Raw genomic sequence first — 25,466 nt, forward strand, 5'->3', positions numbered from 1 at the left:
GGGTCAGAGCTCCTGGCGCTGGTTTTCAGGGTCGAAGAAGGGCAGTTTCACGACGGTTGCCTGAACCACCACGCCATCTTCGACGCGGATCGGAATCTGCTGGCCGGGTGTGCTCTGGTCGAACGCGGCATAGGCCATGCCGATGATCATGCCCAGGGTCGAGGAGTACTCGCAGGACGTCACGTTGCCACTGATGTCCGGGCCCTTGAGCACCAGATGCCCCTCGAGCGGCAGCGGGCTGGCCTTGGGCAGGGTGAAGCCAACCAGTTTGCGCTTTGGCGGCTGGGCTTCGAGGATGTCCACCGAGCGGCGGCCGACGAAGAAAGGTTTGCTCCGGCTGACCGCCCAACCCATGTCGATTTCGGCCGGATGGGTCATGCCGTCGGTGTCCTGGCTGATGATGACGTGGCCTTTTTCCAGACGTAACAGACGTTGCGTCTCGACGCCGAACGGACGCATGTCGAAGACCTTGCCAGCCTCGACAAGTGCATCCCAGAGCCTGAGCGCGTGACGAGCGGGGACGTGGATCTCGTAGCCCAGTTCGCCGACGAAACCGACCCGTAGCAGCCGCGCCTTGATACCGGCAACAGTGCCCAGGCGCACGCCAAGATAAGGGAAACCTTCGGCAGACAGATCAAGGTCGGTACAGACCTGCTCCAGCACCTTGCGTGAATCCGGACCCGCCACGTTGACCGCGGCAATGGCCACCGTGACGTTGGTGATGTCCACGTTCAGACGCCACTGGGCATTCCACTTGAGCATCTGCTGATAAATGCGATCCACGCCGCTGGTGGTGGCGGTAACGTAGAAATGCTGTTCGGCAAAGCGCGCGCAAACGCCGTCGTCGATGACCACACCTTGTTCGTTGGTCATCAGCGCATAAAGCGAACGCCCGACCGGCTGTTTCAGAAAGGCGAAGGTATACATGCGGTTGAGCAGCTCGGCGGCATCGGGGCCGCGCACGTCCAGGCCGCCGAGTGTCGACACGTCGATGATGCCGACCTTGTTACGCACGTGCAGCGCTTCCTGCTGCATGCAGGCATCGCGTTGCGAGGCTTTGCCATAGAACGCCGGACGCTGCCAGATCCCGGCCGGCATCATCTTCGCACCGGCCTGCACATGACGCTGGTGCATGGGCGTCTGCCGATACGGATCGAAGGCACGGCCCGCAACGTGTGCCAGTTTCTCTGCCTCGAAGGGCGGTCGGGCTGTGGTTACGCCGGTTTCACTGATACTGCGCTGTGTCGAAGCGGCCACCAGTCGCGCGGTCGGCAGTGCCGAATGACGACCCTGTGACGGGCCCATGCCTACCGTGGAATAGCGTTTTACCAACTGGATGTCGCGATAGCCGATGCGCGTGGCATTGACGATATCGCGTACCTGAAGGTCTTCGTCGAAATCGACAAAATCCTTGCCGTCAGGGTGCGGGAAGATCGGCCAGGCGAAGTTGACCTGCGCTTCGCTGCGCAGCGGAGCAGGGCTTTCAGCCGATGTCAGGCCCAGTGCCGTGACCACGCCGGCGGCAGCATGCGCCGCATCGGCCAGCACGTTGTCCAGCGCGTGGTAACCGTTGACCGAGCCTGCAATGCCAAGATTCTTCGGCAGGCTGCTGATGGCGAATTCGGCCTGCTGATCGTCATAGGCCAGCTTGCCGCCGGCCTGACACAACAACTGGTAGACCGGCATGTAGCCGCCGGACATGCACAGCAGGTCGCAGTCGACGCGCGAGCCGCTGTTCGCCACCTGACCCTGGCCAGTGATTTTGCGCAGCTCGGCACCGCTCACATGGCGCATGCCTTTCTCATGCAGCGCTTCATAGACCGTTGTGTTCACGTGGCAGACGATGCCGCGCTTCTCCAGCGCAAGCCGCAGCGTCCGGTCCGACGGGCTGCTGCGCATGTCGGCCACTGCGACCACATCGACGCCCTGATCGTGCAAGTCCAGTGCGGCGAGGTAACCGTCATCGTTGCCGGTCAGCACCACCGCGCGTTTGCCGGGCTTGACGGCGTACAACTTGATCAGGCGCTGTACGGCGCTGGTCAGCATGACGCCGGGGAGGTCGTTGTTACGGAAAATCACCGGCTGATCGAACGAGCCGCTGCATACCAGACAGTGTGTGGCGCGCACCTTGTACAAACGCTTGCCCTGAATCACCGGCAGGTAATTGTCGGTGAACCATGCGTTGCAGGTCGCTTGCTTGAGCACCTGGATACTGTCATGTGCTTCTACCGCAGCGACCAGTTCACGCCGCAGCTGTTCGGCACGCAGGCCGTCGACATCGAAGCGGGCATAGGCCAGCGAACCGCCGAGAATGGGCTGCTGTTCGATCAGCAACACCTTGGCGCCTGCATTGGCGGCGCTCAGTGCTGCCTGCAAGCCGGCAGGTCCCGCGCCGATCACCGCCAGATCCGTGAACAGGTAGGCCTTGTCGTAGTACTCGGGCTGAAACGCCAGGTCCAGCACGCCAAGGCCGGCCTTCTTGCGAATGATTGGCTCCCAGACTTTCCACATGCCCTTGGGCTTGTAGAACGAGCGGTAATAGAAACCCACCGGCATGAACTTCGAGAACTTGCCCAGGTACGCGTCCCGGTCGTTGTCCAGCGAGCCGTTGAAGTTCTGGCCGGTGGCCTGCAAGCCTTCCTGCAGGGCAACGGTGTCGGCCATCACGTTGGGCTCGTGAGGCAACTGGATCAGGCTGTTGGCGTCCTGCCCGGCCATGGTCAGGGGGCCGCGCGGGCGATGGTACTTGAACGACCGCGAAAGCAGGAAGCGACCGTTGGCCAGCAGAGCACTGGCGATACTGTCGCCCTGCAGGCCCTGATAGGTTTTGCCATCGAAGCTGAACGTGAGCGGCCGGGTGCGATCGATCAGCAGGCCCATGGGCGCGGGCAGGCGGGCGGGGGTGGTCATCCTGCGATCTCCTTGGAGGCGAGGGGGGCGAAGTCGATACGTGCGGTAAACAGGTCGCGTGGGTCGAAGGTGCGGATGATCTCGTCGCTGCCGGTGTGGCGCTCGGCCAGGAACCAGTAGCTGGAGGGGTTGTGCATCCACCACTCGCACACCACGCCCAGTGTGTCTTCACTGTTGAACACGTAATCGGCCCACTCGCTGTCGCTGCAGGTTTGCGGGTCGGGCATATGTTTGAATTCCCCGCCGTAGGTGAACTCGCTGATGTTGCGCGGCCCGTTGAGCGGGCAGGTCATGATTTTCATGTGTCGCTCTCCGTCAGTGGCTGGCCGCTGTTGCGCCCATTTCGTTGACTTGCTGGAAGGTTGAGAAGCGTTCGAGCGCGAATGGCCTGATCAACTCGGGCACCTTGCCGCCGCTGGCAACCAGTTCTGCCATGGTCTTGCCGCAGATCGGCGTGGCCTTGAAGCCCCACGTGCCCCAGCCCGCATCGAGGTAGTAGTTCCTGACGGGGGAAAGGCCCATGATCGGGCTGTAGTCCGGGGTCATGTCGGTGATCCCGGCCCATTGGCGCATCAGTTTGGCGTTGGCCAGAAACGGAAACATCTCGATGGCGTGGGCCAGCAGGCTTTCCTTGAGGTCCAGCGTCGAGCGGCTGTTGAACAACGGGTACGGATCAGAACCGCCGCCAAACACCACTTCGCCACGGCTGGTCTGCTGCACATAGCAGTGCAGGGCGGACGAACTCACCAGCGGATCGAGAAAGGGTTTGAAAGGTTGAGTGACCATCGCCTGCAGCGGGAAGGTCTGGATCGGCGAGCGAATCCCGGCCTTCTTCATCATCTGCGAACTCATGCCCGCCACCGCCTGTACGGCGCAGCCGCACTGGATGGTGCCGCGATTGGTCTTCACCGCAGTGATGGTGCCGTTCTCGATCACCAGTTCCTGCACTTCGGTCAGTTGATGAATCTCCACACCGCGCTTGGCCGCCTGCTTGGCGTAGCCCCAGGCAACCGCGTCATGCCGGGCGGTGCCGCCGTCGATGTGCCACAGGCCGGCGAGCACCGGCAGATGACCGGGGTCCAGATTGAGGCTCGGCACCAGTTCGCGGATCTGCTGGCGGTCGATCATCTCGGTGCGGCCGCCGAAATGCTTGTTGACCTCGGCGCGCTGGCGGAACGAACGGACCGTGGCATCGGTATGCGCGAGGGTCAGTTGGCCGCGCTCGGAGTACATAATGTTGAAGTCGAACTCGTTGGACAGGCCCTGAAACATCTTCACCGACTCGGCATAGAACTTCACACCTTCGCTGGTCAGGTAATTGGAGCGGATCACCGCCGTGTTGCGCGCCGTGTTGCCGCCGCCCAGGTAACCTTTTTCCAGCACGGCGATATTGGTGATGCCATGGTATTTCGACAGGTAGTAGGCGGTGGCCAGGCCATGCCCGCCGCCGCCGATGATCACCACGTCGTAGGAGGACTTCAGTTCCTTCGGCGCAGGCAGATCTACCTCGACCGGGTACTCCGAACTGAGCCCGTATTTCAACAGGTTGAAAGGCATACGGCCTCCGATTGGCTGCGTTGCGCGTGGGCCTGCTGCCGGGCAGCAGTCACGGTGTTTTTCATCAGAAAAGCGATGGTCATCGGTCCGACCCCGCCGGGAACGGGCGTGATCGCAGAGGCGACTTCGATGGCGCTGTCGAAGTCCACATCGCCCACCAGGCGGCTACGGCCGTGGTCGTCGATGCGGTTGATACCGACATCGATCACCACCGCGCCGCGCTTGAGCCAGCTGGCATCTATCAGGCGCGGGCGGCCAACCGCTGCCACGACGATGTCGGCCAACTGACACAAGGCCCTGGCATCATTACTGCGCGAATGCACCACCGTCACCGAGCAGTGCGCTTGCAGCAGCAGGGCGGCCATGGGTTTGCCGACGATGTTGGAACGACCGATTACCACCGCATGCTTGCCGCTCAGATCGCCGCAGGTTTCTTCGAGCAAGTGCAGGCAGCCGCTGGGGGTGCAGGGCGTCAATACGTTGCGCCCCTGGCTCAGACCACCGACGTTTTCACTGTGAAAGCCGTCTACGTCCTTGCCCGGATCGATAGCCTGCAGGACGCGGTTTTCTTCTATGTGAGCGGGTAAGGGCAGTTGCAGGAGAATGCCGTGTACCGTGTTGTCGGCATTCAATTCGGCAATCAGCGCCAGTAAGCGGGCCTGGCTGCTGTCGGCCGGCAGGCGGTGTTCCAGCGAGCGAATGCCGGCTTCCTCGGCACGCAGGATCTTGTTGCGTACGTAAACCTCACTGGCCGCGTCATTACCGACCAGAATGACCGCCAGTGCCGGTTCGATGCCTTCGACCTTCAAGGTGTTCACATCGTGTCTGACCTGTTGCAGAACGCGAGCGGCGGCGGCCTTGCCGTCGATGATGTGTGCGCTCATCGGAACACCACCGTTCGATCCGTGTTGAGAAACACGCGGTGCTCCAGGTGATATTTGACGGCCCGCGACAGCGCGATGGTTTCGTTATTGCGTCCCGCCGCGACCAGGTCGGCAGGCAGGTAGACGTGATCGACGCGCTGCACTTCCTGCTCGATGATCGGACCTTCGTCCAGGTCACTGGTGACGTAGTGCGCGGTGGCACCGATCAGCTTCACACCGCGCTCGTAAGCCTGATGGTAGGGCTTGGCGCCTTTGAAACCCGGCAGAAACGAGTGATGGATATTGATCGCCCGGCCAGCCAGTTGCTGGCACAGGTCGTCGGAGAGAATCTGCATGTAGCGCGCCAGTACTACTAGCTCGGTGCCGGTTTCATCGACCACCTTCATCAGTGCGGCTTCCTGCGCGGCCTTGGTTTCTCGGGTCACGGGCAGGTAGATGAAGCGAATCCCCTCACGTTCGGCCATCGGTCGCAGGTCAAGATGATTGGACACGATGGCCGTGATGGTCATGTCCATTTCGCCCTTGTGGTAGCGGTACAGCAGGTCGGTCAGGCAGTGATCGAACTTGCTGACCATCAGCAGCACACGCATCGGCCGGCGCGTGTCGTGTAGCTCCCACTGCATGGCAAAGTCGTTGGCAACGGCGTCGAAGCCGGCTTTCAACTGCTGGATGTCGCCCTCATGACCATCGTTGAAGCGAAACACTGCACGCATGAAAAAAGTGCCGCTGTACTCATCGTCGAACTGGGCCATTTCACCGATGTAGCAGCTGTTGCCAGCCAGGTAGGAAGTCACCGCCGCGACAATCCCGGAGGTCGCCGGGCAGCTGATCTTCAGGATGAAATGGTTCTTCTCGTGTTGCATGGCGTGTCCTCTGAAGGGTAGCGGCAGTTTGGCGCAGGGCGAAAAAGGTCAGGTGCAGAGGTTTTTCGTCGATGAATAAAATTCTCTACAGGAATTTAATATTCTTGAAGGCTGTTTTATAGGCGAAAGGAAATCCAGCGTCCAGAGGTTTCTGGAAACTTTATTTACTAAAGGGAATATTGCAGGTTTCTTGTGGGGGGCGGGGTCGCCGGATTTCACTGTAGTGGCAAGCTGCTATTCCGGCGGAGCGTTGCGCCCGCTGGAAATATTCACGGCCCGGTCAATGCGTGACGCCTATTTCATCCCGATCAGGCCCTTGGCCTGGCTACGGCTATCGGAGTCCATATTATTGGACGACATCGCGTTATTCAGCGCGCTCATGGCTTGGGACAACGCTGATTGCATGCTCCTGATGGTGGACGTCAAAAGCTCTCTCTGCCGTTTCTTCTCATCTTCCGACAGGGTCTTGTCGTTCAGCAGTTCCATCAATTCCTGGTTCTTTTCAGCGATCTTATCCTGAAGCTTGCGGATGTTTTTCAAGACTTCCTTGACGTCCTCAGGCAGGCCGGACCGATCGATGTCCGCGTTCCTTTCACTTTCGAGTTTTTCCTGACCTTCCTTCGAGATCTGAACCTTAACAGCGGCAGGTGTAACACTGGATACTGCGGAGCTTTCTGTCACCGAAGCTGGCGTTGAGCTCACGACTTGAATATTCATGATCGGAGGGGTGTCGAAAGGTGCGATTTTCATTGAGGTTCCGGTCCCGGAGGATTTGTGGAGTCTTGTTTAGTACGCCTATCGGCCCGCAACAGCGGGCCTTTAGATTGATGTATCTATTTTGTACAAAATTGTATATTCGCGCACGCATTCCATGGTCAGGCTCTTGGGTTGAACCTGACTGCCTGACCAAGGCTTCGACGATGTTTGCTGTGACTTGACCGAACTCGGCCACTCATTGACGCCGCAGCTGGAAATGCTGTCCGCATGGGCAAGCATTAACAGGCAGGCAATCGAGCAAGCACGCGCAAAGTGCGATCAGCAAGGTTCTCCGGCAACGTCGGCCGAAGATACCTTGCGTGGCTGAGTAGAAGTTATTTGCTACTGCGCGTCATCAGTCGTGATGCGCTTCACCAACAAACGTCAGCGAGGTAAACAAGCCGCGTTCAGCGATGTCGGCGTTGTCCTTGACCGGCAGCGTGACTTCGGCGGCGATGATATTCAGCCCCTCGTTACGCACGATGACGCTGGCCAGACCTTGTGCATCGGTTTCGGCGCTGACGACATCCGGTGCACTGCGGTAATCGCCGATCAGTTTGATGCCGGCGGCGGGTTTGCCGTCGATCAGTACGCGCACCGGCAGTGGTTTGCCTGCGCCGACTTTCAAAGGGTCGGTCTGCGGCACGATCACGAAATTCAACTTGTTGAACGCTGGCAGGTGCGCGCCTTCGGCGTAAATGGCCACGCTGTATTTGAAGGTGTGGATGGAGTCGGTGCCATTGGGTACTTTGCTGCGACCTTCATTGACCCATCGCTTCTCGGCGTCGCGCGTCCACATGCCGTTATCCAGCGCAACGCTCATGACCGCAGGCGGCTTGAGCGGCACCAGACGCGCGTGGTCTTCAAGGCGTTGTACCGTCACCGGGATCATTTTGCCCTGCAGGTCGTAGGCCCACGCGCCGCTGACTTTCTGCGCCTTGAAAGCGTTGTCTTCGGCGCCATGACCGTAGACCACTTCGATATTGCCGCGACGCTGTTCGGTCCACAGACCGTGCGCATTGACGTGGCTGGCGAACAAAGCGCCGAGCAGGCCCAGGGCCAGGAAAGGTTTGTTTGAAAGCATGATGCGTCCTTGTTGTTGGGAGCGGGGTGTATTGAGTCGGGTTGTCATGGGCGTCAGAGGCTGAGGGTCAGGCTCACCGTAACGTTGCGCGGTTCGCCAGGCGCGACCCAGTAGTTGCTGTAGGAGCGCTCGTAGTATTTTTCATCGAAAATGTTGTTCAGGTTCAGACCCACCGTGACGTTCTCGCTGGCTTTGTAATGCGCCAGCAGGTCTACGGTCTGGTAGGCCGGCAACTCGAAGTCAGCGCCCGACTGCCCCGAGCGGTCGCCGACGTAGGTATACGCCGCGCCCACGTCCGAGCCGCGCAACGCGCCTTCCTGGAACTCATAGACGCCCAGCAGGCTGCCGCTGTGTTTGGCGACACCGAGGATCCGACTGCCGGAGGGGATGGTCTGGTCGCCCTTGGTCACTTCGGCGTCAATGTAGGCGAAGGCACCGATGACCCGAATGGCCTCACTGACCTGCCCGGTCAATTGCAGATCCAAGCCCTGGCTGCGAGCCTTGCCCACCGCACGATTGGTGTCGGTGCCCGGATCCAGCGCGAGAACGTTTTCTTTTTCGATATGAAAGGCGGCGAGGGTCGTGCTCAGGCGATCGTCGAACAGTTCGCTCTTGATCCCGACTTCATAGCCGACGCCTTCTTCCGGGTCGAAGGTTTTGCCGGCGGCATCCAGGCCATTGTTGGGCTTGAACGAGGTGGACGCGTTGGCGAACAGACCGACTTGCGGTGTGAGTTGATAAAGCAACCCGGCGCGGTGAGTGAAAGCGTCCTGGCGCTGCCCGGAGGTGGCGTTGGTGGTGAAGTCATCGACCTGCTGATCGAAGTGCTCGTAGCGTGCCCCGATCATGCCGCGCAGCTTGTCGGTAAAGACAATCTGGTCCTGCAGGTTCAGCGCGCGGCTTTCGACATGCTCGTAAAAATCAGTACCGGAGCGTGCGCCGGCGGGTTTCGGTTGGCCGTAGACCGGGTTGTAGATGTCGATGGCGTAGGGGCTGCCGGCGATGGTCGTGACGCGCTCGTTCTTGCGATAGTTCTCGTACTCGGTGCCGATCAGCACTTCGTGCTCGACTCCCATACCATCGAAACGACCGCGTAATTCCAACTGAGTGATGCTGTCATGCCAGTTGTTGTCGCGCTCCCGATAACGCCGATTGACCGTGTGCCCGTCGGCATTCAACGGGCGCGCCTCGCTGGCAAAACCCGACATCTCGCCCTGTTTGTAATGGCTGGCCAGACGCAGTGACCAGATATCGTTGAGCTGGTGGTCCAACGCGAACTGGACCATGTTGTTGTCGTTATCGATGTCATCGTCCGGCTCACCGAGGAAGGTCGAGCGAGACACGCCGCTCCAGGTGTTGTTGGGGGCGACCACGCCCCGGTCGAAAGTCGATGTGTGGCGCACGAATTCGGTTTCCACCAGCAGACGGGTGTCTGGGTTCAGTTGCCAACTGAAGGACGGGGCGACAAACACCCGTTTGCTTTCTACATGGTCACGAAAGCTGTTGTTGTCTTCGACGGCCAGATTGACCCGCGAGAGCAGATTGCCTTCTTCATCCAGCGGGGTGTTGACGTCCAGCGCGGTGCGATAGCGATCCCAACTGCCTGCGCTGGTCTGCAAGGTGGTAAAGGCTTCACGCTGGGGTTTCTTGGTGACGATATTGACCGTGCCGCCCGGATCGCCACGCCCGTACAGGCTGGCGGCGGGGCCTTTCAGCACTTCGATACGCTCGATATTTGCGGCATCCGGCGTGGCAGGGTAGCCGCGGTTGGCGCTGAAGCCGTCCTTGTAAAATTCGGAAGTGGTAAAGCCCCTGATGCTGTACTCGTAAAGCGTCAGACCGCCGAAGTTGTTCTGCTTCGACACGCCGCCGGCGAAATCCAGCGCACGCTCGACGCTGTTGCTGCCAAGGTCCTTGAGCACCGAGGCAGGCACCACGCTGATCGACTGCGGGATATCCGCGATGGCGGTATCGGTTTTGGTGGCCGTGGCCGAGCGGGTAGCGCGATAGCCCTGGACCGGGCTGGTCGCCGTCTCGTACTGATAGTCGGACGTGACGTTGACGCTTTCCAGTTCTATGGTCTGCGGGCTTTCCTCCGCGTAACCCGTATTGCCCAAAACGCCGATTGCCAAGCCTGCCAGAGACGCGATTCTACGAGACGACATGTGAGACTTCCTGATGATAATAGATACAATATAACATCTCCGTTGAGAGTTATTGTTGTTTGTTGCTGGGCATGTAACATCGGGCTGATCAGTAGGGGGGGCGATCCTTGCAACTCAGCGCTCAGGTGGGGGACTACGTCGTACAACTTCGCTGGGCCTTGAAAATGTAATATGCGTCAACCCGGCTATTGAGGTCGGCGAACCTCTCGCCTGTGATTCCTGTGTGCTCTGGAGAGCCAATGACGTTTCCAATACTCGCCGCTGCCCAATTCTGCTCTGCACGGGGAGCTATCGAGCACAACCTCTCCGGGCACCTGGCGTTCATGCAACGGGCAGCTGAACAGGGCGCCACTTACCTGCTGTTTCCAGAGTTGTCACTCACAGGCTACGAACCGGATCTGGCTCGCGAACTCGCCCTGCTTGCCGACGATGTGCGTCTGGCGCCGCTCGCGGCACTGGCGGTGAAGTTGCGATTGACGACCACCCTTGGCGTGCCGCTCAAGGGGCCGGACGATAGCGTCCTGATTGGCGCAATTACCTTCACCGCTGCGGGCGATGTCATCGCCTATGCCAAGCAATACCTGCATCCCGGTGAAGACGCGGTGTTTAGCGCAGGCAATGCGGACTGCTATCTGCCACTTGGTCAGCAGCGGATCGGTCTGTGCGTGTGTGCAGACTTTGCCCACGCCGAGCATGCGCGCCGCCTGGCGCAAGGGGGAGCCTGGGTGTACGCAGCCAGTGTGCTGATCTCGCCGGGAGGCTATGAATACGACGCCGGACTGCTTTCGGGGCATGCCCGCCGCCACTCACTGCCGGTGTTGATGGCCAATCATGGAGGGCCGACTGGCGGCTGGCAGTCGGCGGGGCGCAGTGGTCTGTGGGACGAGGAAGGGCGTTGGGTCGGCGGGATGGAAGGTGAAGGAGGTGGTCTGGTAGTCGCGACCCGCCAGCGCGAGGGCTGGCAGGTCAGGGCGGTTACGCTGGAGTAAGACGTTTCACGCGCCCACGGCAGTGTCTGGCTTGAGCCCGGGTTCGTTATGCGAGCGCGAAAGGGTCTCTGGCACGGCCAGCCACAACAGGCAGAACGCTACCGCTGCCACACCGGCAAGGGTCAGAAATGCCGCGCTGTAACCTGCCGCATGCACGACAAAACCCGCCAGGCTATTGCTCAGCGCTGCACCCAGCCCGAACAGCGTGGACAGCGCACCCAGACTCACGTTGAAACGCCCGCTGCCTTGAGTGAGGTCCTTGACCATCAATGGGAACAGGGCACCGAACAGGCCCGCACCGATGCCGTCGAGCATCTGCACCGCTACCAGCCAATAGGGATCATCGGAGAGGGTGTAAAGCACACCGCGAATCGGCAAGAACAGAAAACCGGCCAGCAGCAGCGGCTTGCGCCCCCAGACATCCGCTTTCATGCCTACCAGCAGCGCGGCTGGCACCATCACCAGTTGCGCGGCGACGATGCACGCTGAAGTGAGCGGTGTCGCCATTTGCATGTTGATCTGTGACAGCTTCTGACTCACCAGCGGCAGCATCGCTGCGTTGGCCAGATGAAACAGGGCGCAGCAGATACCAAACATCAGCAGCGGCTTGTTGCTCAACAGTGCAGAAAGCCCCGACGGCTGATGACCACTGACATCGTGACTGGCGTCGAAGCCCCGAGCCACGTCGTGATCGATGGCGTCTGCGGAAACGAAGCTGACCGCGACAATACTCGCCAGCGCCATCGCGGCCATCAGGTAAAACACCGCAATAGGGCCGAATAGATAGGCGAAGCCGCCAGCCAGAAGGGCTGCGCAGGCGTTACCAGCGTGGTTGAACGTTTCGTTGCGTCCGGTACGGCGGGTAAACGCTTTTGGCCCGGTGATGCCCAGCGAAATGGCCGCGATGGCCGGTGCAAATACCGAGGCCGCAATGCTGCTCAACGCCTGGGTCAGGGCGACAATGGAAAAGGACGAGGTAAACGGCAGAATCACGCAACTCAGCGTCACCAACAAGGCCGCCACACCAATCATGGCGCGCTTGTAGGGCGTACGGTCGATCAGCGCCCCGGCAGGTGTCTGGGTCAGCAGCCCGGCAATGCCGGCGATGGTCATCACCACACCGATGCTGGCCGGGTCCCATTTATGCACCGCCAGCAGGTAGATCGCCAGATACGGGCCCAGGCCATCGCGCACATCGGCAAGGAAGAAATTCAGGCTGTCCAGTGAAAGGGTGTTGCGGCGATCTGCATGACTGACCAAGAGTGAAGTTCCTGTAATTCGTCCGACTCCAGGCAACCGAGTCACGGGTAATACTGACCCGGGCCGTTTTAAAGAAGTTTCCGCACCGAAGATGAAATTTAGGCTTCAAATGCTCTTTTTCTGCAGGCTTTTCAGTCGCTGGGTCGCGCGTTGCACGGCAGCCATTTTTTCTGGCCGCTTCATGCGCTTCCACTTGCGGATATCGTCCTTGGTACGCCCGCAGCTCACACACAGATCACCGCTGAGCTGGCATACGGAAATGCACGGGTTTTCGATGTCCTTGGCCATGCTCAACCTCGTCTGGCGTATTTGCGTTTGATGCGCTGCTGCCAGTCGCCCGCGTTCTCGCGCAGGCACTGCTCTTCGCAGTCGACATGCACATGAGCCGCTGGATTCGACAGGCTGACCTGTGCATCGTCAAGTGCCCCTACCGTAAGACCGATCATCCGCTCGCCCAACCCGCGCTCCAGTGCAGCGTTCTTGTCAGCCAGCGTGTCAAACACCCATACCACCTGCAGGCTGGCCGGGAACGCCGCGTAATCGACTTCATGAGTCAGCCAGCAAAAACCGGGCATTTCGGCCTTGGCGGTCTCGCAGGCGTGCGTTAGTGCGCTCACCAGACGCCGATCTGTCTGGGCCTGTTCGCGTTTGCTGGATGGCATGGGGGACCTTGGAGTGTAGAGAGAAAGATGGTCACGATACCTGATTGCTGGTTTTGCTTACAGTTTGAGGCAATCAAGAACGTGAAAGCTGTGCTTCGAGTTGGCCTGCAAATCAGGTTAAGCACATAATTATAAGGTCTTGTTTATTTTTAAATGTTTCAGTATGACTTATCCTTCATGGTCTTCAGATAAAGACGATAGCGTTAACATGTGCCGTTCGGGCATCCTTGTGTGCCTTGACTTATTGCTTGTCGAGCTGGCGACGTTTTAATATCGGCTAAGGAGTATTCAGTGATGGTTTTTCATAAAGGTGTGTTTGGCGCATTATTTGTAGGTGTCAACACTTGATATGCTAATGGCGCTGTTAATGATTCAGTGTTGAGTTGCAAGCTCTGCGAGAATTTCTCTTGAATTCTCTTGGGTGAGTTATAGGAAAAAAGTTTTCAGTCTAAAAAATCAGTTACTATAAGTCTTTTGTTAAATGTATACAGGGAGTGGTGCTATGGCGTTTGATACTTATATGCAGATCGAAGGTATTCCTGGCGAATCTCTTGACGCTGTATTTAAAGATTGGATAGAGCTTTCGGATTTTGATGTTGGTGCAAGCCAGTCAGCGTCGGCGACGACAACAAGCGCTGGCGGGGCAAGCAGCGGGCGAGCCAGTATGAGCGATTTCTTTTTCCGTAAAGCTGTTGATAAATCTACCCCCAAGCTCCATGAGGCTTGCTGCAGTGGTAAGCATTTCAAAGAGGTCACTATCGCTGTAAATCGTGCAGGTACGGAAAAAATAAAATATCTAGAGATAAAGCTTGAAGAGGTAATAATTTCTTCGGTATCTCTGAATGGTAATGGCTCGATTGAAAGTGGTTTTCCAACTGAAACAGTGCGTCTTAATTATGGGCGCATAAAAATGCTCTATACCCAGCAGAAGCGATCCGATGGTCAAGGCGGCGGACAAGTAGCGGGTGGTTGGGATGGTATAAAAAGTAGAGTCTACGCCTAGTTTTGCCAAAGAAGGGTGTTGCATGTCGGAAAATACCAATAATCCTAATGTTGCATATTGCAGCTTTTCATTAAATAGTGAATCCGTGAGCACCTTACGTTGTGGCCAAGCTAGCGATGAAGCGTTCTCGGGTATGGGGGCTCCATTTGTTAACAATCCTCAATATCAGTCTGTTCAGGGGAAAGGTGCAATTCCAACTGGGCGATATTTTATTGTTGATCGGCAAAGTGGGGGCAGGTTCGGTTGGGTTAGAGAGCCGTTACAAGACTTTTTGGCTGGCACAGACAGAGGAGAGTGGTTTGGTCTCTACAGAGATGACGGGGAAGTTGATGATCAGACAACTGTTGATAATATACGGCGTGGCGCGTTTAGGCTCCACCCCGTCGGGCCGCGTGGTGTAAGCGAAGGCTGCGTTACTCTTAACTCTCAGATTGGTTTCGATGAGCTTAAGAAGTATCTTCGCAGCCAGAGGGGGGCGGTTATTGACGGAACGAATCTCAAGTACTATGGGATAATAGATGTGGTCGATGCTGGCGATAAGAATTCCAAATGAAGAAGATAATAAAACTCATCGTAATGGGTATTTTGGTTTTGCTACTGGCTACGCTGCTCACTAAGTGGGTTGTCGCTTTAGGCTTTATTGGCTGGCTTCTTGGAACTGAAACAGGCCTCGATATGTATGCTTCAGCAGTGAGTGCGCTAGGCATAATCGGTGGCGAGGATGGAGAGTTCCTGATTCTTGCCTTAATGGTATTCGTAATGCTGGTTCCATCGGCGTTTCTTGTATGCGCTGCAGCTAAAAGGCTTCATACGTTCAGAGCAGAACGGCAGTCAGCAGCTAATAAGAGAGCTGGCAGATAATACGCAGTGCTGCCTGATCTCACACGGCCATCATTCAAGCCATGCAGCGTTATCTTGTAGGATGACGTTCGGCCGCAAGGCCGGCGCCATTCCAAAAATAACAAGGAGACGCATGATGGATTTCTCAACCTCAAGCCCCGCTCTGGAGCCAAGCCGTCGGAGCTTTCTGAAAAAATCGCTGGCCGTTTCAGCAACCGTTGCCGCCATCGGCGCATTGCCGCGTCTTTCCAGCGCTCAGCCGCTGACCCAACGCTATCCCGACCCGTTGGTCCGTGTGCTGGATGACAGCTTTACTGACATCCGAATATTCAATGCCAGCGTCGAGAAGCTGGCCAGCGGCATGCGCTGGGCCGAAGGGCCGGTGTGGATCGGAGACGGTCGCTACTTGCTGGTCAGCGATATCGCCAACAATCGCATCATGCGCTGGGACGAGGTAACGGGTGAGCTGTCGGTGTACCGCGAGCACTCGAACTTTTCCAATGGCATGTGCCGCGACCGTCAGGGCCGGTTGCTGGTTTGTGAGGGGTCGAGCACCACCACCGAAGGGCGGCGGGTGACGCGTACCGAGTACAACGGGCGTATCACCGTGCTGGCCGACAGCTTCGAGGGCAAACCTTTCAATTCGCCCAACGACATCGCCTGCAAACGTGATGGTTCTATCTGGTTCACCGACCCTACCTTTCAGGCCGAAAGCAATTATGAAGGTCAAAAGGTCAAGCAGGAGCAACCCTTCGGCGTCTATCGCATAGACCCCTCGAACGGCAAGGTCTCCAGGGTTATCGATGATCTGGCCGGTCCGAATGGTCTGTGCTTTTCGCCGGACGAGAAAACCTTGTATGTGGTCGAAGGGCGGGCCAAACCCAATGGCCTTATCTGGGCTATAGCGGTCAAGGAAGATGGCACGCTGGGCGAACGGCGCAAGCACATCGAAGGTCTGGACTACGCGGCCATCGACGGCATCAAGTGCGACGAAAGCGGCAATCTGTGGTGCGGCTGGGGCGGCAATGGTGACCCCAAGGCGGACATGGAGAAACTCGACGGCGTGCGCGTGTTCAACCCTCAAGGCAAGGCCATCGGCCACATCAGCCTGCCCGAACGCTGCGCCAACATCTGCTTCGGCGGGCGAGAGGGTAATCGGTTGTTCATGGCCAGCAGCCATTCGCTTTATTCGGTGTTCGTCAACGCGCGCGGTGCCACGTTTGCCTGACGGCGTGTGACCCGATGACGGCGCATGGCATGACGCGTCGTCAATCGGGTCGAACCCCTCGGGCTATGCCCGGTCTGTTCCTGTAATCACTTTCAGGGATAGTTAATTATGTCGGCGCAACGCGGCCTTGTTCTACTTGCACGAGGCGGTTATGCCGCCCGTGGTGTTGTTTATCTGATTATCGGTCTGTTCGCGGCACTGGCGGCGCAAGGCTCCTCGCAGCCTGCCGACAGCCACAGCAGTCTTGAAGCGCTGTTGAGCCAGCCATTCGGCGGTGTTCTGGTCGGGGTAGTGATCGTCGGCCTGCTGGCGTTTGCGGCATGGCGTGTCTTGCAGGCTACCCGGGACGTTGATCATCATGGCCGCGAATTCAAAGGGCTGGTGATTCGCGGTGGTCTGTTGGTGGGCGGCTTTACGTACGGCGCACTGGCGTTCTTCGCCCTTGGCCTGCTGGTCAGTGGGCTGAAGAGCTCCGGTGGCTCATCGGACGGTGGTCAGGCCAAGGACCTGCTGGCAGCCATTCTGTCCTGGGATCACTCCAATCTGCTGGTTTACGTGGTCGCCCTGGTGCCCCTGGGGTTGGGCATTGTGCACATCATCAAGGGCTACAAGGCTTCCTTCGAGAAGTATTTCGAGGCCGACGAGGACGTCATGAAGTACGTGCGTCCGGTATCGCGCTTCGGCTTGATCGCCCGGGGCGTGGCATTCATCGAAATTGCCGTGTTACTGGCGGTAAGCGGTTCCAGTTATCAGGCCATGCACCCGCCGGGCATGAAGGACGCGCTCAACGGTTTGCAGGATTTGCCCGCAGGTTGCTTGGTATTGCTGATTGTGGCGCTCGGGCTGATTGCGTTTTCGGTGTACAGCTTCGCGCAGGCGGCCTGGCGCCGGATCAATATGGATGTGCCTGATGCGCCGGAAGCCGTGGCGCGTCATTTCCGCTGACTCTACCACCCCGTCAGGGACGCGGAAAACCAACCGCTGCGTGTCAATGCACAGCATTGGCACGCAGTCAGGTGGATTTGCGTGTAATTGTCAGCCTCGATGTGTTGATACGCTTACCGGCAAGTCAGACCCGAATATCCTGTGGTCCGCGGATCTGGGCTTCGATGCGTGTGCCGGTCAGGCGCTCTTCGTTGGAGAAGCCGTCGTAGCTGGACAGATCGCCAAAACGGATACCGGTGAGTTGCTCGATCTGCGCCACGCTGCGTTGCCAGGTTTTGAGCGGGCCGAACATGATGTCCAGCTTACCCAGCTCGCGGGTCTGGTCGATCATATAGGCGCTGGCCGAAGGCTTGCCGTCATCGCCGAGAAACGCCACGACTTTCCAGAATGCCGAAGGGATTTTGACATTGCGGTAGCTGCGGTCGTCGTCGCGCAGCACGGGGCCGGTAAACACCGTTACCCGTGACTTCCAGCGTCGTGTGTTGTCGAGAATGTAGTCCTCCAGCTCCAGCCAGGTCTTCTGATTGAACGCACCCATCTGCGGCGAGCAGTTGGTGAAGTGGAAGGTATCGCTGTTGGCAACTTCGGCTTCCTTGCCCCAGTTAGGGTCCTGACGCCGAACCAGATGGCCGCGATCCAGCAGGTTGTCGGCGTACACACTTTCGCCAATCTGCGCCTCGGCGGGCAGGCGACCGTCAAATGCCCAGGAATCCTTGCTGCGTTTGACCTCTACGCTGTTGGCACCATCAATGTTGACGCCGACATACAGCGCCAGACGCCGACTGCGCGACATGGTGATGGAAAAGTGCGTGTAATCGAGGCGATTACCGGTGTTCTTTAACGGGTAGACATCAGGCGCAAGTTCTTCGTCGGTGGTCGGCCAGGGCACGATGAAATCACCAAGGAAGTTCTCGGCGTAGCCGGTGCGTTTTTTCAAGTCGCTTGCCGGTGTAGTGCGTGGTGCGGCCAACGCCTGAGGTTCCAGCAGCGTGGTAGTCGACGTCAGCGGTTTGAGGTCGGCAAGGCGGGGCCGGTAGGCGAGATCGATGGCGAACTTCTTGTCAGGCACGGTGCTGGCTCCTGTGTGTGGATTGAATGTCCTCAGTTCACCATAGACGCGTTACAGAGCGGCGTCAGGCCTGACGTTCAACGTGATCGTCTGCGGATTCGGCAATATCCGTTAAATAAGCTTAAGTATCTGGCAACGTGCGTCGATAAGCTCTTGAATAAGAGCAATCCGCAGCTCGCGTTATTTCATTGACCGGAGGGGCTACAGGATGTCGATAAAACTACGTCTGTTCTTGCTGATAGGCACCAGTGTGCTGACCGTCATGATCATCAGCCTGGTCAACTACCTGGGTAATACGCGCATGGAGGCGGCGATGCTCGACAGTGAAGTCAGCATGGCTGCACTGGGCAATCACCTCGAAGCCGACATGATGCACGATGCGCTGCGCGCCGATGTGCTGTCAGCGATGCTGTTCGGCCTGGGCAAGAGCAACAGTACGCGCGACGAAGTGCAGGCATCCCTCAAAGAGCATGCCGCGCTGTTTCGCAAGGTCGTGGGCGATAACCTGCAATTGCCGCTCACTGATGCCATCAAGGCAGAGCTGAGCAGGATAAAGCCAAGCCTCGACGCTTATATCAGCGCAGGCGAGCGAATTGTCGGGCTGGCCATCGACAGCCCGGACCGCGCGCAGCAAGAGCTGGGTACTTTTTCCAGTGCCTTCACGCAGTTGGAGGGGCAGATGTCGAGCTTGAGTGACCTGATCGAGGACAACGCCAAAGCCAGCGGCGAACGCACCCGTCAGACCACTCTTAGTGCCAATGTCACCTTGTTAGTCGTGCTTTCGATCAGTATTTTGCTGCTGCTGGTGCAGGGGCATTGGGTGACGCGCAGCATCATGATCCCGCTCGCGTCCGCCAGCCGTATTGCCGACAGTATTGCCCATGGCAACCTGCGCGAACCCATCGCCGAGTCAAGTGGCCGTGACGAAGCCAGCATGCTGATTCGCAGCCTGGCGATCATGCAGCGTGACCTGCGCAGCATGATCGAAGTGGTGCGCAGCAATGCCAATGACGTCAGTGGCATGAGCCGTCAGCTCAGCAGTGGTTGCCATGAGGTGGCCGACAGCAGCCGGCAACAGAGTTCAGCAGCTGGCACCATGTCGGCGGCGACCAGCGAGATGACCGCAAGCATTGAAGAAATCACCCGACATGCGGGGCAGGCGCTGGATATGGCCAGTCAGGCAGAATCCCTGGCCAAGAACGGCGGTAAGGTGATCCATCAGGTGGTCAGTGACATGGACAGCATTGCCCGTTCGGCACAGCAGTCGGCTCAGGTGATCCGCACGCTGGACAAGGATTCGGAAGGCATCTTCAATATTATTCAGGTCATCAAGGGCATTGCCGACCAGACCAACCTGTTGGCGCTCAACGCGGCCATCGAAGCCGCCCGCGCTGGCGAGCAGGGCCGTGGTTTTGCCGTGGTGGCCGACGAGGTGCGCAGCCTGGCAGGGCGCACCAGTGCTTCCACTCAGGAAATAACCACCATGGTTGCGCGCATTCAGCAGAGCACCCGCGAGGCGGTTACCAGCATGGAAGCCGGCGTGGCCCAGGTCGACAAGGGCATGGCGGTCACCGCTGAAGTGGAGCGTGCGATCAGCGATATCCTGGATGCTACATTGAGCACCACGCAGTTGGTCAATGACATCACCCGTACCATTGGCGAGCAGAGCCTGGCCAGCAACGAAATCGCCCATCAGGTAGAAATGATTGCCAGCATGTCCGAGGGCAATAGCCGTGTCATCGGCCAGACAGCCAGTACCACTGATGAACTGTCGTTGATGGCCGGGCAGCTTTCACAATCGGTTGATCGCTTTCAACTGTGATATCAAATTGCCCAGCTCTGCAGTACTCTGCGGCGCGAAAAGCGCCGCGAGCTGTGTGGTCGAAGTTTTTCCGCCTCCGCTGAAGGCGAACGCATTAAAGCTTTGGTCGCGACAGACGTTAACCATCGCACGAGAATCATCCTTGTACCCAGGAGCAGGAAAATGCAGACGTTAAAGGCTTTGTACGAGTCAGTTGAAAAGCAGTTTTTCAACACGCTGACCAAGAAGCTATCAAGCCTTTTCCTGCTGGTCCTGGTCAGCGCCTTGCTGTATTGGGTGGCGCTGAACATTCGTTCCGACATCATGCTGCAATTGCGCGGCACGCAAACGGACCCTGCCGCGCTGGGCGTGATCCAGAGTCAGCTCGATCTGCTGAGCAACGCAATTCTGCTGAGCACCCTGTTCACGCTGGTCATGGTCAGCTTCATGGTGTGGTATTTCCGCCACCTGATCGTGCGTCCGGTGATGTCCATGACTCGCGCGCTCGAAGAGGTCGCCAGTGGCGAAGGTGATCTATCAAGGGATCTGCCGCTGCTCACCCATGATGAAATTCGCGGGCTGGCCAGTACCTGCAATCTCTTTCTGGCCAAACAGCGCGAGATCATCAGTAGCATTCAGGGGCTGACTGTGCAGATCGCCGTCGAGTCGGCGCGTTCGCTGAAGAACATCAGTGACTCCAGCGACAGCGCGACCGATCAGGCACGCTTCGCCAGAGAAGTGATGGACCAGAGCAATATGGCAGTGGGCAGCATCGAGGATGTTTCGCAGCAGACCCAGGGTATTTCCAGCACCACTGCGCAGAATCTGAGCATGGCACGCGACTCTTACGCCGAACTGCTTGAGGTGACCGGCAATATCAGCCAGATATCCACCAGTCTCAACGAGTTCGGTGGGCTGGTCTCCGGCCTGAATGAGCGTTCATCAAGCATCAAGTCGATTGTCGGGCTGATTCAGCAGATTTCCTCGCAAACCAACCTGCTGGCGCTCAATGCGGCCATCGAAGCGGCGCGGGCGGGGGAGAGTGGTCGAGGTTTTGCGGTGGTGGCCGACGAGGTGCGCACGCTGGCGCAAAACGTCAGCAAAGCCACTGACGACATCTCGCGCAACATCGACGCGATGCTTCAGGAAGTCAGTTCCACACACGAACAGACCATCCAGATCAGCCACAGCGCCCGTGAAACCCAACTGGTGGTGGAGCGCGCATCCGGCCATTTCGAGAGCATGATCGGCGATTTCGAGTCGACCAACGACAAGCTCGCCGACATCGCTGCACACATTCAGCAGTTCGCCTCTACCAACACGGGGATCAATGAACGGGTAACGCGGATCTATTCCGATAGCCAGGCCATCGATCAGCGCATGCAGCACTCCGCAACGGCTACTCGGGATCTGTCCAGTGTGGCTGAGCAAGTGCAGGCGCTGCTGGGGCGTTTCGTGCTTGGGCATGGCGAACTGGATGCGGCGATCACTCGCGCCAGTCAGTGCCGTGACATTCTGCAAGTACGCCTGGCCGAGCTGCACAAACAGGGCGTCAATCTGTTCGATCAGAGTTACAAGCTGATTCCGGGCACAGACCCCAAACAATACACCACCGGTTACACCGAGCGTTTTGCGCAAGTCTGCCAGGAAGAATGCGACAAGCTGACCAAGGGCACACGCGGCGGCAAGGTCACCTTCATCGTCGACAGCAAAGGCTATTGCCCGGTCAACAACAGTTGGGTATCGCAAAAGCCTACCGGCAACCGCGAAGTCGATCTGCCGGTGTGCCGCAACAAACGCATGTTCTCCGACCCGATTGGTCTGCGCGCCGCAGGCAACAAGCAGCGTTTTCTGTTGCAGACTTATTTGCGCGATACCGGAGAGATCATGACCGAAATCGATGTGCCGTTCTTTTTCGAGGGGCGCCACTGGGGCAACTTGCGGATGGGCTTCGACGCAGCGCTGCTGTTGGGCAAGTGACCTAAGATGCCAGGGCCTGCGCCATGCGCAGGCTGATGGCGTTTTTCAGCCCAGAAGGTGTTGGGAGATGTACCTGGATATCTGAACGATTGAGGTCTTGCCGGTGAATTCGAATTTTACCTTGCCTACCGCCGAGAAGTAGATTTCCAGTTCAGAGTCCAGGTCGAACGTACCCGACGTCTCGACCGACCACGCCACGATGTTCTTGTACGGCAAGGAGGTGAAGTCCTTCTTGCTGCCTGTCAGCCCCTGGACGTTGACCGCAATGATGCGTTTGCTCGTGAACACTACGCCATCACGCATGGACTTGTAGGCATCGATAACCTCTTCGCCGTCGAGCAGCAGGTCCTTGACCCGGTCCGCGTATTCGTCATTCTGTTTGAGTTTGAAGAAGCCCTTGTTGTTGAAGTCGATCATCTGTCTATCCTTGAATATCTGTTCGGGGGGGTACGCGACGTGCGCAGCCGGGTGTCCGAAGCCGCCGCAGAATAACATCGCTCAACCTGTCTCATGTATTTGCGACATGGATATTCAGGCTGGCCGTCCCCCAAACGACTGAACGTTTGCGCCAATAAAAGCTCCATTTTCAAGCGGCGCTGATTTCCAGAACGCCACCGGAGGTGTGACTTTGAACATTCAAGACCTGACCAAACATGTAAAGGATCAAACGGTTCGTGAACTCGATCTGATCTCCATGGAAGGCGGTTCCTACGTGCTGCACGCAAAGCTCGAGGGCAAGTCTGTGCCAGTGGAAGATTCGAGCGGAAAAACCCTGCACGTTGCTTCGGTGGAAGAGGCGCGCAAGGTGCTGTCTTCGGTCTCTGACGTAAAACTGTTCATGACCCAGGCCGTGGCGCATGACGAAATGGTCGGTCTGGACGATGTTCAGGCACAAACTTCGCGGCACGAGATACCCCTGCGCTCAAGTCTGTGATGTCGATCAGGCGTTGTTGCGCCTGATCGCAACGCACTTGATTTCGAGCAGCAACCCGGGGTGCGCCAGTTCGGCAACGCCGATGCAGGTCCAGGCGCACTGGCCACGCGGGAATATGCGGTTTTTTACTTCACGAAAGACCGCCATGTGTTCGCTCATGGCGACATGGTAAGTCGTCATGTCGACTATATCCTCGAAGGTGCAACCGCCCTCGGCGAGCACCGTGCGCAGATTCTCCCAGCAGGCGATGAATTGCGCCTCCGGGTTGAGGATGACTTCCATATCCCGCGTACGCCCCACCTGGCCCGCGCAGTACAGGGTATTCCCAACCCTGACCGCAGGTGCATAGCCTGCACGGTCCATGATCGACTGCATGGTGGACGGAATGATGAGCTCTCGGTCTGACATGTTGTAACACCTGTTCGTAACGCTTGAATGTGCAATGGCTGATCTGGTTATCGCTGTTCCGGCCTACGCCTTGGCGGCCGGTCTGGCAGCGCGCCGCGGCTTTTTCGCCGCAGTATCCGTCGTGGCGGTGGAGGTCTTGGCGGCGCGTTTAGTGGTCTTGCGCTTTTTCTTCCAGGGCGGTTTAACGCCTGCCGGGCTGGCTGGTCCGCTGATACTCATACGCATGCCGACGCAACGGCTGACCTGTTTGCTCATCCACGCCGCCTGTTTGGCGACGAACTCTTCAAGGCTCATTTCGCCGCTCTGGACCATGTCCAGCGCCTGTTCCCAGATGGCGGTGGTGCCCGGATCGGCGATGGCACGGGGCACGGCGTCGATCAGGCTGAAGGCTGCCGGTGCTGCGCACAGCGACTTGCCTTGCTTGGTCAGGTAGCCACGGTCCAGCAGGCCTTGAATGATCCCGGCGCGGGTGGCTTCGGTGCCAATGCCGGTGGTGTCCTTGAGCTTCTGTTTGAGCAGCGGGTCTTCCACCAGTCTGGCGACGTTCTTCATTGCCTTGATCAGGTCTCCCTCGGTGAACGGCTTGGGCGGCTGGGTCCAGAGGTCCTTGAGGATGACCTCGGCGACCGCACACTCGCAGCCCTGAAATAATGCCGGCAACGGCTGCGGGGCAGGCGCTTCGCGACCCTTGGCCGGGGCCAGCGCTTCGGGCATCGCACGCTTCCAGCCTGGCTCGACAATCTGCTTGCCCACCGCACGCAGCGCGTGGCCTGCACAGTCGAAGTCAGCCTGGGTGCGATCGAATTCGTGGTTGGGCAGAAACTGCGCGAGGTAACGCGCCCTGATCAGGGTATACACCGCTCGCGGTTTGCCGGTCAGACGTTCTACGCCGCGCACCGCCGCGGTGGGAATGATGCCGTGGTGGGCTGTCACTTTGCTGTCATTCCAGGCCCGTGATCGACGTTGTGGGTCGAGATGCGGCGACAGGCCTGCCAGCGCAGGGTCGGCCTTGCACAGCGCCGCGATAATGCCTGCGGCCTCACCATGCTGACTGTTCGGCAGGTACCCGCAATCGCTGCGCGGATAGGTGATGACCTTGTGGGTTTCATACAGGGACTGGGCGATGTCGAGGGTTTCCTGCGCGCCGAGCCCGAGCTTCTTCGAACAGATTTCCTGCAGGGTGCCCAGGTCGAACGGCAAAGGCGCCGCTTCGCGAATGCGCTCGGTGCGCAGCTTGACCAGTCGTGCGCTGGCCGCGCCGCGCATGTCGTGCGCAGCCTGTTGCGCAAGCGCCTGGTTCAGGCAACGGTCCTGGTCGTCGCAGGCATCCGATGGTGCGCGCCACTGGGCGATGAACGCCTGATTGTCATGCAGCAGCCTGACGTCGATAGCCCAGTAGGGCGCCGGGACGAAGTTGGCGATGCTGCGATCACGGTCTACCACCAGTCGCAGGGTCGGGGTTTGTACCCGACCTACTGGCAACACGCCCTGATAACCGGATTGTCGACCCAGCAGTGTAAACAGGCGACTCATGTTCATGCCGATCAGCCAGTCGGCGCGTGATCGACCCAGCGCCGAGTGATACAGGCTGAACGTATCGGCACCGGGCTTGAGCGCCGCCAGCGCCTTGCGGATCGAGGCGTCATCCAGTGCCGACAGCCACAAACGCTGAATCGGCCCGCGATAGCGACAGTGCTCGATCAGTTCGCGGGCGATCATTTCGCCCTCACGGTCGGCGTCGGTGGCTATTACCAGTTCCCGGGCTTCACCCAGCAGCCGCTTGACTGCCTTGAACTGGCTGGCGGTTCTGGGCTTGACCAGCATTTTCCATTTTTCCGGCACGATGGGCAGGTCTTCCAGTACCCAGCGTTTGTAACGTGCATCGTAGGCGTCGGGCGGGGCGGTTTCCAGCAGGTGGCCGATGCACCAGGTGACCGTCGCATTGGCACCCACCCAGCAGCCGTCGCCACGCCGGGTTGCGCCGAGCGCAGCCGCAATGTCTTTGGCCTGGGAAGGTTTTTCGCAGAGAAACAGCCGCATGACTACCGTCGTCGATTACCGGTGCAAGGGCTGCAAGGATGAACGTTGAATGCGTAGCGGGCAAGGTTTATCTGTATGGATATACAGA

At 58.6% G+C, this 25,466-nt stretch carries 24 protein-coding genes; 9 read left to right on the forward strand and 15 right to left on the reverse strand.

Going from position 1 to position 25,466, the window contains the following annotated elements; genetic code table 11:
• Positions 1–3: 3 nt before the first annotated feature.
• From LCH65_RS12530 to LCH65_RS12565, 8 genes are all read right to left on the reverse strand, one after another.
• Positions 4–2,910, reverse strand: coding sequence for a 2Fe-2S iron-sulfur cluster-binding protein (locus tag LCH65_RS12530; RefSeq protein ID WP_226439514.1), 2,907 nt, complete (start codon positions 2,908–2,910; stop codon positions 4–6).
• A complete protein-coding gene (locus tag LCH65_RS12535; protein WP_003367099.1) occupies positions 2,907–3,212 on the reverse strand; it encodes a sarcosine oxidase subunit delta in 306 nt (101 codons plus the stop codon). Before LCH65_RS12535 ends, LCH65_RS12530 begins: the two co-directional genes overlap by 4 nt.
• A 13-nt stretch (positions 3,213–3,225) precedes the next feature.
• Complete coding sequence (locus tag LCH65_RS12540) at positions 3,226–4,467, reverse strand: FAD-dependent oxidoreductase (protein ID WP_054081840.1); 1,242 nt, start codon at positions 4,465–4,467, stop codon at positions 3,226–3,228.
• Positions 4,449–5,351, reverse strand: coding sequence for a bifunctional methylenetetrahydrofolate dehydrogenase/methenyltetrahydrofolate cyclohydrolase FolD (folD, locus tag LCH65_RS12545; RefSeq protein ID WP_058396788.1), 903 nt, complete (start codon positions 5,349–5,351; stop codon positions 4,449–4,451). The genes LCH65_RS12540 and folD overlap by 19 nt, the downstream gene beginning before the upstream one ends.
• On the reverse strand, positions 5,348–6,214 hold the full coding sequence (gene purU / locus LCH65_RS12550; RefSeq protein WP_003346974.1) for a formyltetrahydrofolate deformylase: 867 nt from the start codon (positions 6,212–6,214) through the stop codon (positions 5,348–5,350). Before purU ends, folD begins: the two co-directional genes overlap by 4 nt.
• 294 nt (positions 6,215–6,508) lie before the next feature.
• Positions 6,509–6,964, reverse strand: coding sequence for a hypothetical protein (locus LCH65_RS12555; RefSeq protein WP_024663487.1), 456 nt, complete (start codon positions 6,962–6,964; stop codon positions 6,509–6,511).
• Between the two features lie 361 nt (positions 6,965–7,325).
• Positions 7,326–8,054, reverse strand: coding sequence for a DUF4198 domain-containing protein (locus tag LCH65_RS12560; protein ID WP_003367111.1), 729 nt, complete (start codon positions 8,052–8,054; stop codon positions 7,326–7,328).
• A 53-nt stretch (positions 8,055–8,107) separates the two neighbouring features.
• A complete protein-coding gene (locus LCH65_RS12565; protein ID WP_226439515.1) occupies positions 8,108–10,219 on the reverse strand; it encodes a TonB-dependent siderophore receptor in 2,112 nt (703 codons plus the stop codon).
• Positions 10,220–10,458: 239 nt separating this feature from the next.
• Here LCH65_RS12565 and LCH65_RS12570 point away from each other — a divergent pair, with 239 nt between their 5' ends.
• A complete protein-coding gene (locus LCH65_RS12570) occupies positions 10,459–11,208 on the forward strand; it encodes a carbon-nitrogen hydrolase family protein (protein WP_122266688.1) in 750 nt (249 codons plus the stop codon).
• 6 nt (positions 11,209–11,214) lie between these two features.
• Here the strand turns inward: LCH65_RS12570 and LCH65_RS12575 are convergent, their stop codons facing one another.
• The 3 genes from LCH65_RS12575 to LCH65_RS12585 all read right to left on the reverse strand — a co-directional run bounded on the left by LCH65_RS12575 (position 11,215) and on the right by LCH65_RS12585 (position 13,130).
• A complete protein-coding gene (locus tag LCH65_RS12575) occupies positions 11,215–12,468 on the reverse strand; it encodes an MFS transporter (RefSeq protein WP_003432948.1) in 1,254 nt (417 codons plus the stop codon).
• Positions 12,469–12,573: 105 nt separating this feature from the next.
• On the reverse strand, positions 12,574–12,756 hold the full coding sequence (locus tag LCH65_RS12580; protein WP_003315517.1) for a DUF1289 domain-containing protein: 183 nt from the start codon (positions 12,754–12,756) through the stop codon (positions 12,574–12,576).
• A gap of 2 nt (positions 12,757–12,758) precedes the next feature.
• Positions 12,759–13,130: a hypothetical protein gene (locus LCH65_RS12585; RefSeq protein ID WP_096106949.1), complete on the reverse strand. Its 372-nt coding sequence runs from the start codon at positions 13,128–13,130 to the stop codon at positions 12,759–12,761.
• A gap of 502 nt (positions 13,131–13,632) precedes the next feature.
• Between LCH65_RS12585 and LCH65_RS12590 the strand changes: the two genes are divergently transcribed.
• From LCH65_RS12590 to LCH65_RS12610, 5 genes are all read left to right on the forward strand, one after another.
• A complete protein-coding gene (locus LCH65_RS12590) occupies positions 13,633–14,133 on the forward strand; it encodes a type VI secretion system tube protein Hcp (protein WP_003432945.1) in 501 nt (166 codons plus the stop codon).
• A gap of 22 nt (positions 14,134–14,155) precedes the next feature.
• Positions 14,156–14,686, forward strand: coding sequence for a DUF2778 domain-containing protein (locus tag LCH65_RS12595; RefSeq protein WP_080266443.1), 531 nt, complete (start codon positions 14,156–14,158; stop codon positions 14,684–14,686).
• Positions 14,683–14,994, forward strand: coding sequence for a hypothetical protein (locus LCH65_RS12600; RefSeq protein WP_096106950.1), 312 nt, complete (start codon positions 14,683–14,685; stop codon positions 14,992–14,994). Before LCH65_RS12595 ends, LCH65_RS12600 begins: the two co-directional genes overlap by 4 nt.
• Before the next feature lie 115 nt (positions 14,995–15,109).
• Positions 15,110–16,201 carry an SMP-30/gluconolactonase/LRE family protein gene (locus tag LCH65_RS12605; protein ID WP_003367125.1) on the forward strand — a complete coding sequence of 364 codons (1,092 nt, stop codon included), beginning with the start codon at positions 15,110–15,112 and terminating at the stop codon, positions 16,199–16,201.
• A 108-nt stretch (positions 16,202–16,309) separates the two neighbouring features.
• The gene (locus LCH65_RS12610; RefSeq protein ID WP_096106952.1) at positions 16,310–17,146 is read left to right on the forward strand and encodes a DUF1206 domain-containing protein; all 837 of its coding nucleotides are present in this window, start codon (positions 16,310–16,312) and stop codon (positions 17,144–17,146) included.
• Positions 17,147–17,270: 124 nt separating this feature from the next.
• On the opposite strand, the gene LCH65_RS12615 is transcribed toward LCH65_RS12610, so the two are convergent.
• Entirely contained in the window at positions 17,271–18,215 is a 945-nt protein-coding gene (locus LCH65_RS12615) for a DNA/RNA non-specific endonuclease (RefSeq protein WP_003432935.1), read from the reverse strand.
• A 208-nt stretch (positions 18,216–18,423) separates the two neighbouring features.
• On the opposite strand from LCH65_RS12615, the gene LCH65_RS12620 reads away from it, so the two are divergent.
• A complete protein-coding gene (locus LCH65_RS12620) occupies positions 18,424–20,037 on the forward strand; it encodes a HAMP domain-containing methyl-accepting chemotaxis protein (protein ID WP_058416758.1) in 1,614 nt (537 codons plus the stop codon).
• 162 nt (positions 20,038–20,199) lie between these two features.
• Entirely contained in the window at positions 20,200–21,996 is a 1,797-nt protein-coding gene (locus tag LCH65_RS12625) for a methyl-accepting chemotaxis protein (protein ID WP_003432933.1), read from the forward strand.
• 45 nt (positions 21,997–22,041) lie between these two features.
• Here LCH65_RS12625 and LCH65_RS12630 read toward each other — a convergent pair whose 3' ends face one another.
• The gene (locus tag LCH65_RS12630; protein ID WP_003367147.1) at positions 22,042–22,413 is read right to left on the reverse strand and encodes a PH domain-containing protein; all 372 of its coding nucleotides are present in this window, start codon (positions 22,411–22,413) and stop codon (positions 22,042–22,044) included.
• 205 nt (positions 22,414–22,618) lie between these two features.
• On the opposite strand from LCH65_RS12630, the gene LCH65_RS12635 reads away from it, so the two are divergent.
• On the forward strand, positions 22,619–22,930 hold the full coding sequence (locus tag LCH65_RS12635) for a DUF6482 family protein (protein WP_032609388.1): 312 nt from the start codon (positions 22,619–22,621) through the stop codon (positions 22,928–22,930).
• 6 nt (positions 22,931–22,936) lie between these two features.
• On the opposite strand, the gene LCH65_RS12640 is transcribed toward LCH65_RS12635, so the two are convergent.
• Together LCH65_RS12640 and LCH65_RS12645 are read right to left on the reverse strand one after the other, a co-directional pair.
• A complete protein-coding gene (locus tag LCH65_RS12640) occupies positions 22,937–23,338 on the reverse strand; it encodes a RidA family protein (RefSeq protein WP_099266427.1) in 402 nt (133 codons plus the stop codon).
• A 63-nt stretch (positions 23,339–23,401) separates the two neighbouring features.
• On the reverse strand, positions 23,402–25,378 hold the full coding sequence (locus LCH65_RS12645; RefSeq protein WP_054081830.1) for a DNA topoisomerase III: 1,977 nt from the start codon (positions 25,376–25,378) through the stop codon (positions 23,402–23,404).
• Between the last annotated feature and the right edge of the window lie 88 nt (positions 25,379–25,466).

The organism is Pseudomonas sp. MWU16-30316 (genome assembly GCF_020515645.1).
GTDB lineage: Bacteria > Pseudomonadota > Gammaproteobacteria > Pseudomonadales > Pseudomonadaceae > Aquipseudomonas > Aquipseudomonas cerasi.

Excerpts from the sequence above, each read along its gene's own strand:
- LCH65_RS12530 (WP_226439514.1), bottom strand. The coding sequence starts at position 2,910 with ATGACCACCCCCGCCCGCCTGCCCGCGCCCATGGGCCTGCTGATCGAT.
- LCH65_RS12535 (WP_003367099.1), bottom strand. The coding sequence starts at position 3,212 with ATGAAAATCATGACCTGCCCGCTCAACGGGCCGCGCAACATCAGCGAG.
- LCH65_RS12540 (WP_054081840.1), bottom strand. The coding sequence starts at position 4,467 with ATGCCTTTCAACCTGTTGAAATACGGGCTCAGTTCGGAGTACCCGGTC.
- folD (WP_058396788.1), bottom strand. The coding sequence starts at position 5,351 with ATGAGCGCACACATCATCGACGGCAAGGCCGCCGCCGCTCGCGTTCTG.
- purU (WP_003346974.1), bottom strand. The coding sequence starts at position 6,214 with ATGCAACACGAGAAGAACCATTTCATCCTGAAGATCAGCTGCCCGGCG.
- LCH65_RS12555 (WP_024663487.1), bottom strand. The coding sequence starts at position 6,964 with ATGAAAATCGCACCTTTCGACACCCCTCCGATCATGAATATTCAAGTC.
- LCH65_RS12560 (WP_003367111.1), bottom strand. The coding sequence starts at position 8,054 with ATGCTTTCAAACAAACCTTTCCTGGCCCTGGGCCTGCTCGGCGCTTTG.
- LCH65_RS12565 (WP_226439515.1), bottom strand. The coding sequence starts at position 10,219 with ATGTCGTCTCGTAGAATCGCGTCTCTGGCAGGCTTGGCAATCGGCGTT.
- LCH65_RS12570 (WP_122266688.1), top strand. The coding sequence starts at position 10,459 with ATGACGTTTCCAATACTCGCCGCTGCCCAATTCTGCTCTGCACGGGGA.
- LCH65_RS12580 (WP_003315517.1), bottom strand. The coding sequence starts at position 12,756 with ATGGCCAAGGACATCGAAAACCCGTGCATTTCCGTATGCCAGCTCAGC.
- LCH65_RS12585 (WP_096106949.1), bottom strand. The coding sequence starts at position 13,130 with ATGCCATCCAGCAAACGCGAACAGGCCCAGACAGATCGGCGTCTGGTG.
- LCH65_RS12590 (WP_003432945.1), top strand. The coding sequence starts at position 13,633 with ATGGCGTTTGATACTTATATGCAGATCGAAGGTATTCCTGGCGAATCT.
- LCH65_RS12595 (WP_080266443.1), top strand. The coding sequence starts at position 14,156 with ATGTCGGAAAATACCAATAATCCTAATGTTGCATATTGCAGCTTTTCA.
- LCH65_RS12600 (WP_096106950.1), top strand. The coding sequence starts at position 14,683 with ATGAAGAAGATAATAAAACTCATCGTAATGGGTATTTTGGTTTTGCTA.
- LCH65_RS12605 (WP_003367125.1), top strand. The coding sequence starts at position 15,110 with ATGGATTTCTCAACCTCAAGCCCCGCTCTGGAGCCAAGCCGTCGGAGC.
- LCH65_RS12610 (WP_096106952.1), top strand. The coding sequence starts at position 16,310 with ATGTCGGCGCAACGCGGCCTTGTTCTACTTGCACGAGGCGGTTATGCC.
- LCH65_RS12620 (WP_058416758.1), top strand. The coding sequence starts at position 18,424 with ATGTCGATAAAACTACGTCTGTTCTTGCTGATAGGCACCAGTGTGCTG.
- LCH65_RS12625 (WP_003432933.1), top strand. The coding sequence starts at position 20,200 with ATGCAGACGTTAAAGGCTTTGTACGAGTCAGTTGAAAAGCAGTTTTTC.
- LCH65_RS12630 (WP_003367147.1), bottom strand. The coding sequence starts at position 22,413 with ATGATCGACTTCAACAACAAGGGCTTCTTCAAACTCAAACAGAATGAC.
- LCH65_RS12640 (WP_099266427.1), bottom strand. The coding sequence starts at position 23,338 with ATGTCAGACCGAGAGCTCATCATTCCGTCCACCATGCAGTCGATCATG.
- LCH65_RS12645 (WP_054081830.1), bottom strand. The coding sequence starts at position 25,378 with ATGCGGCTGTTTCTCTGCGAAAAACCTTCCCAGGCCAAAGACATTGCG.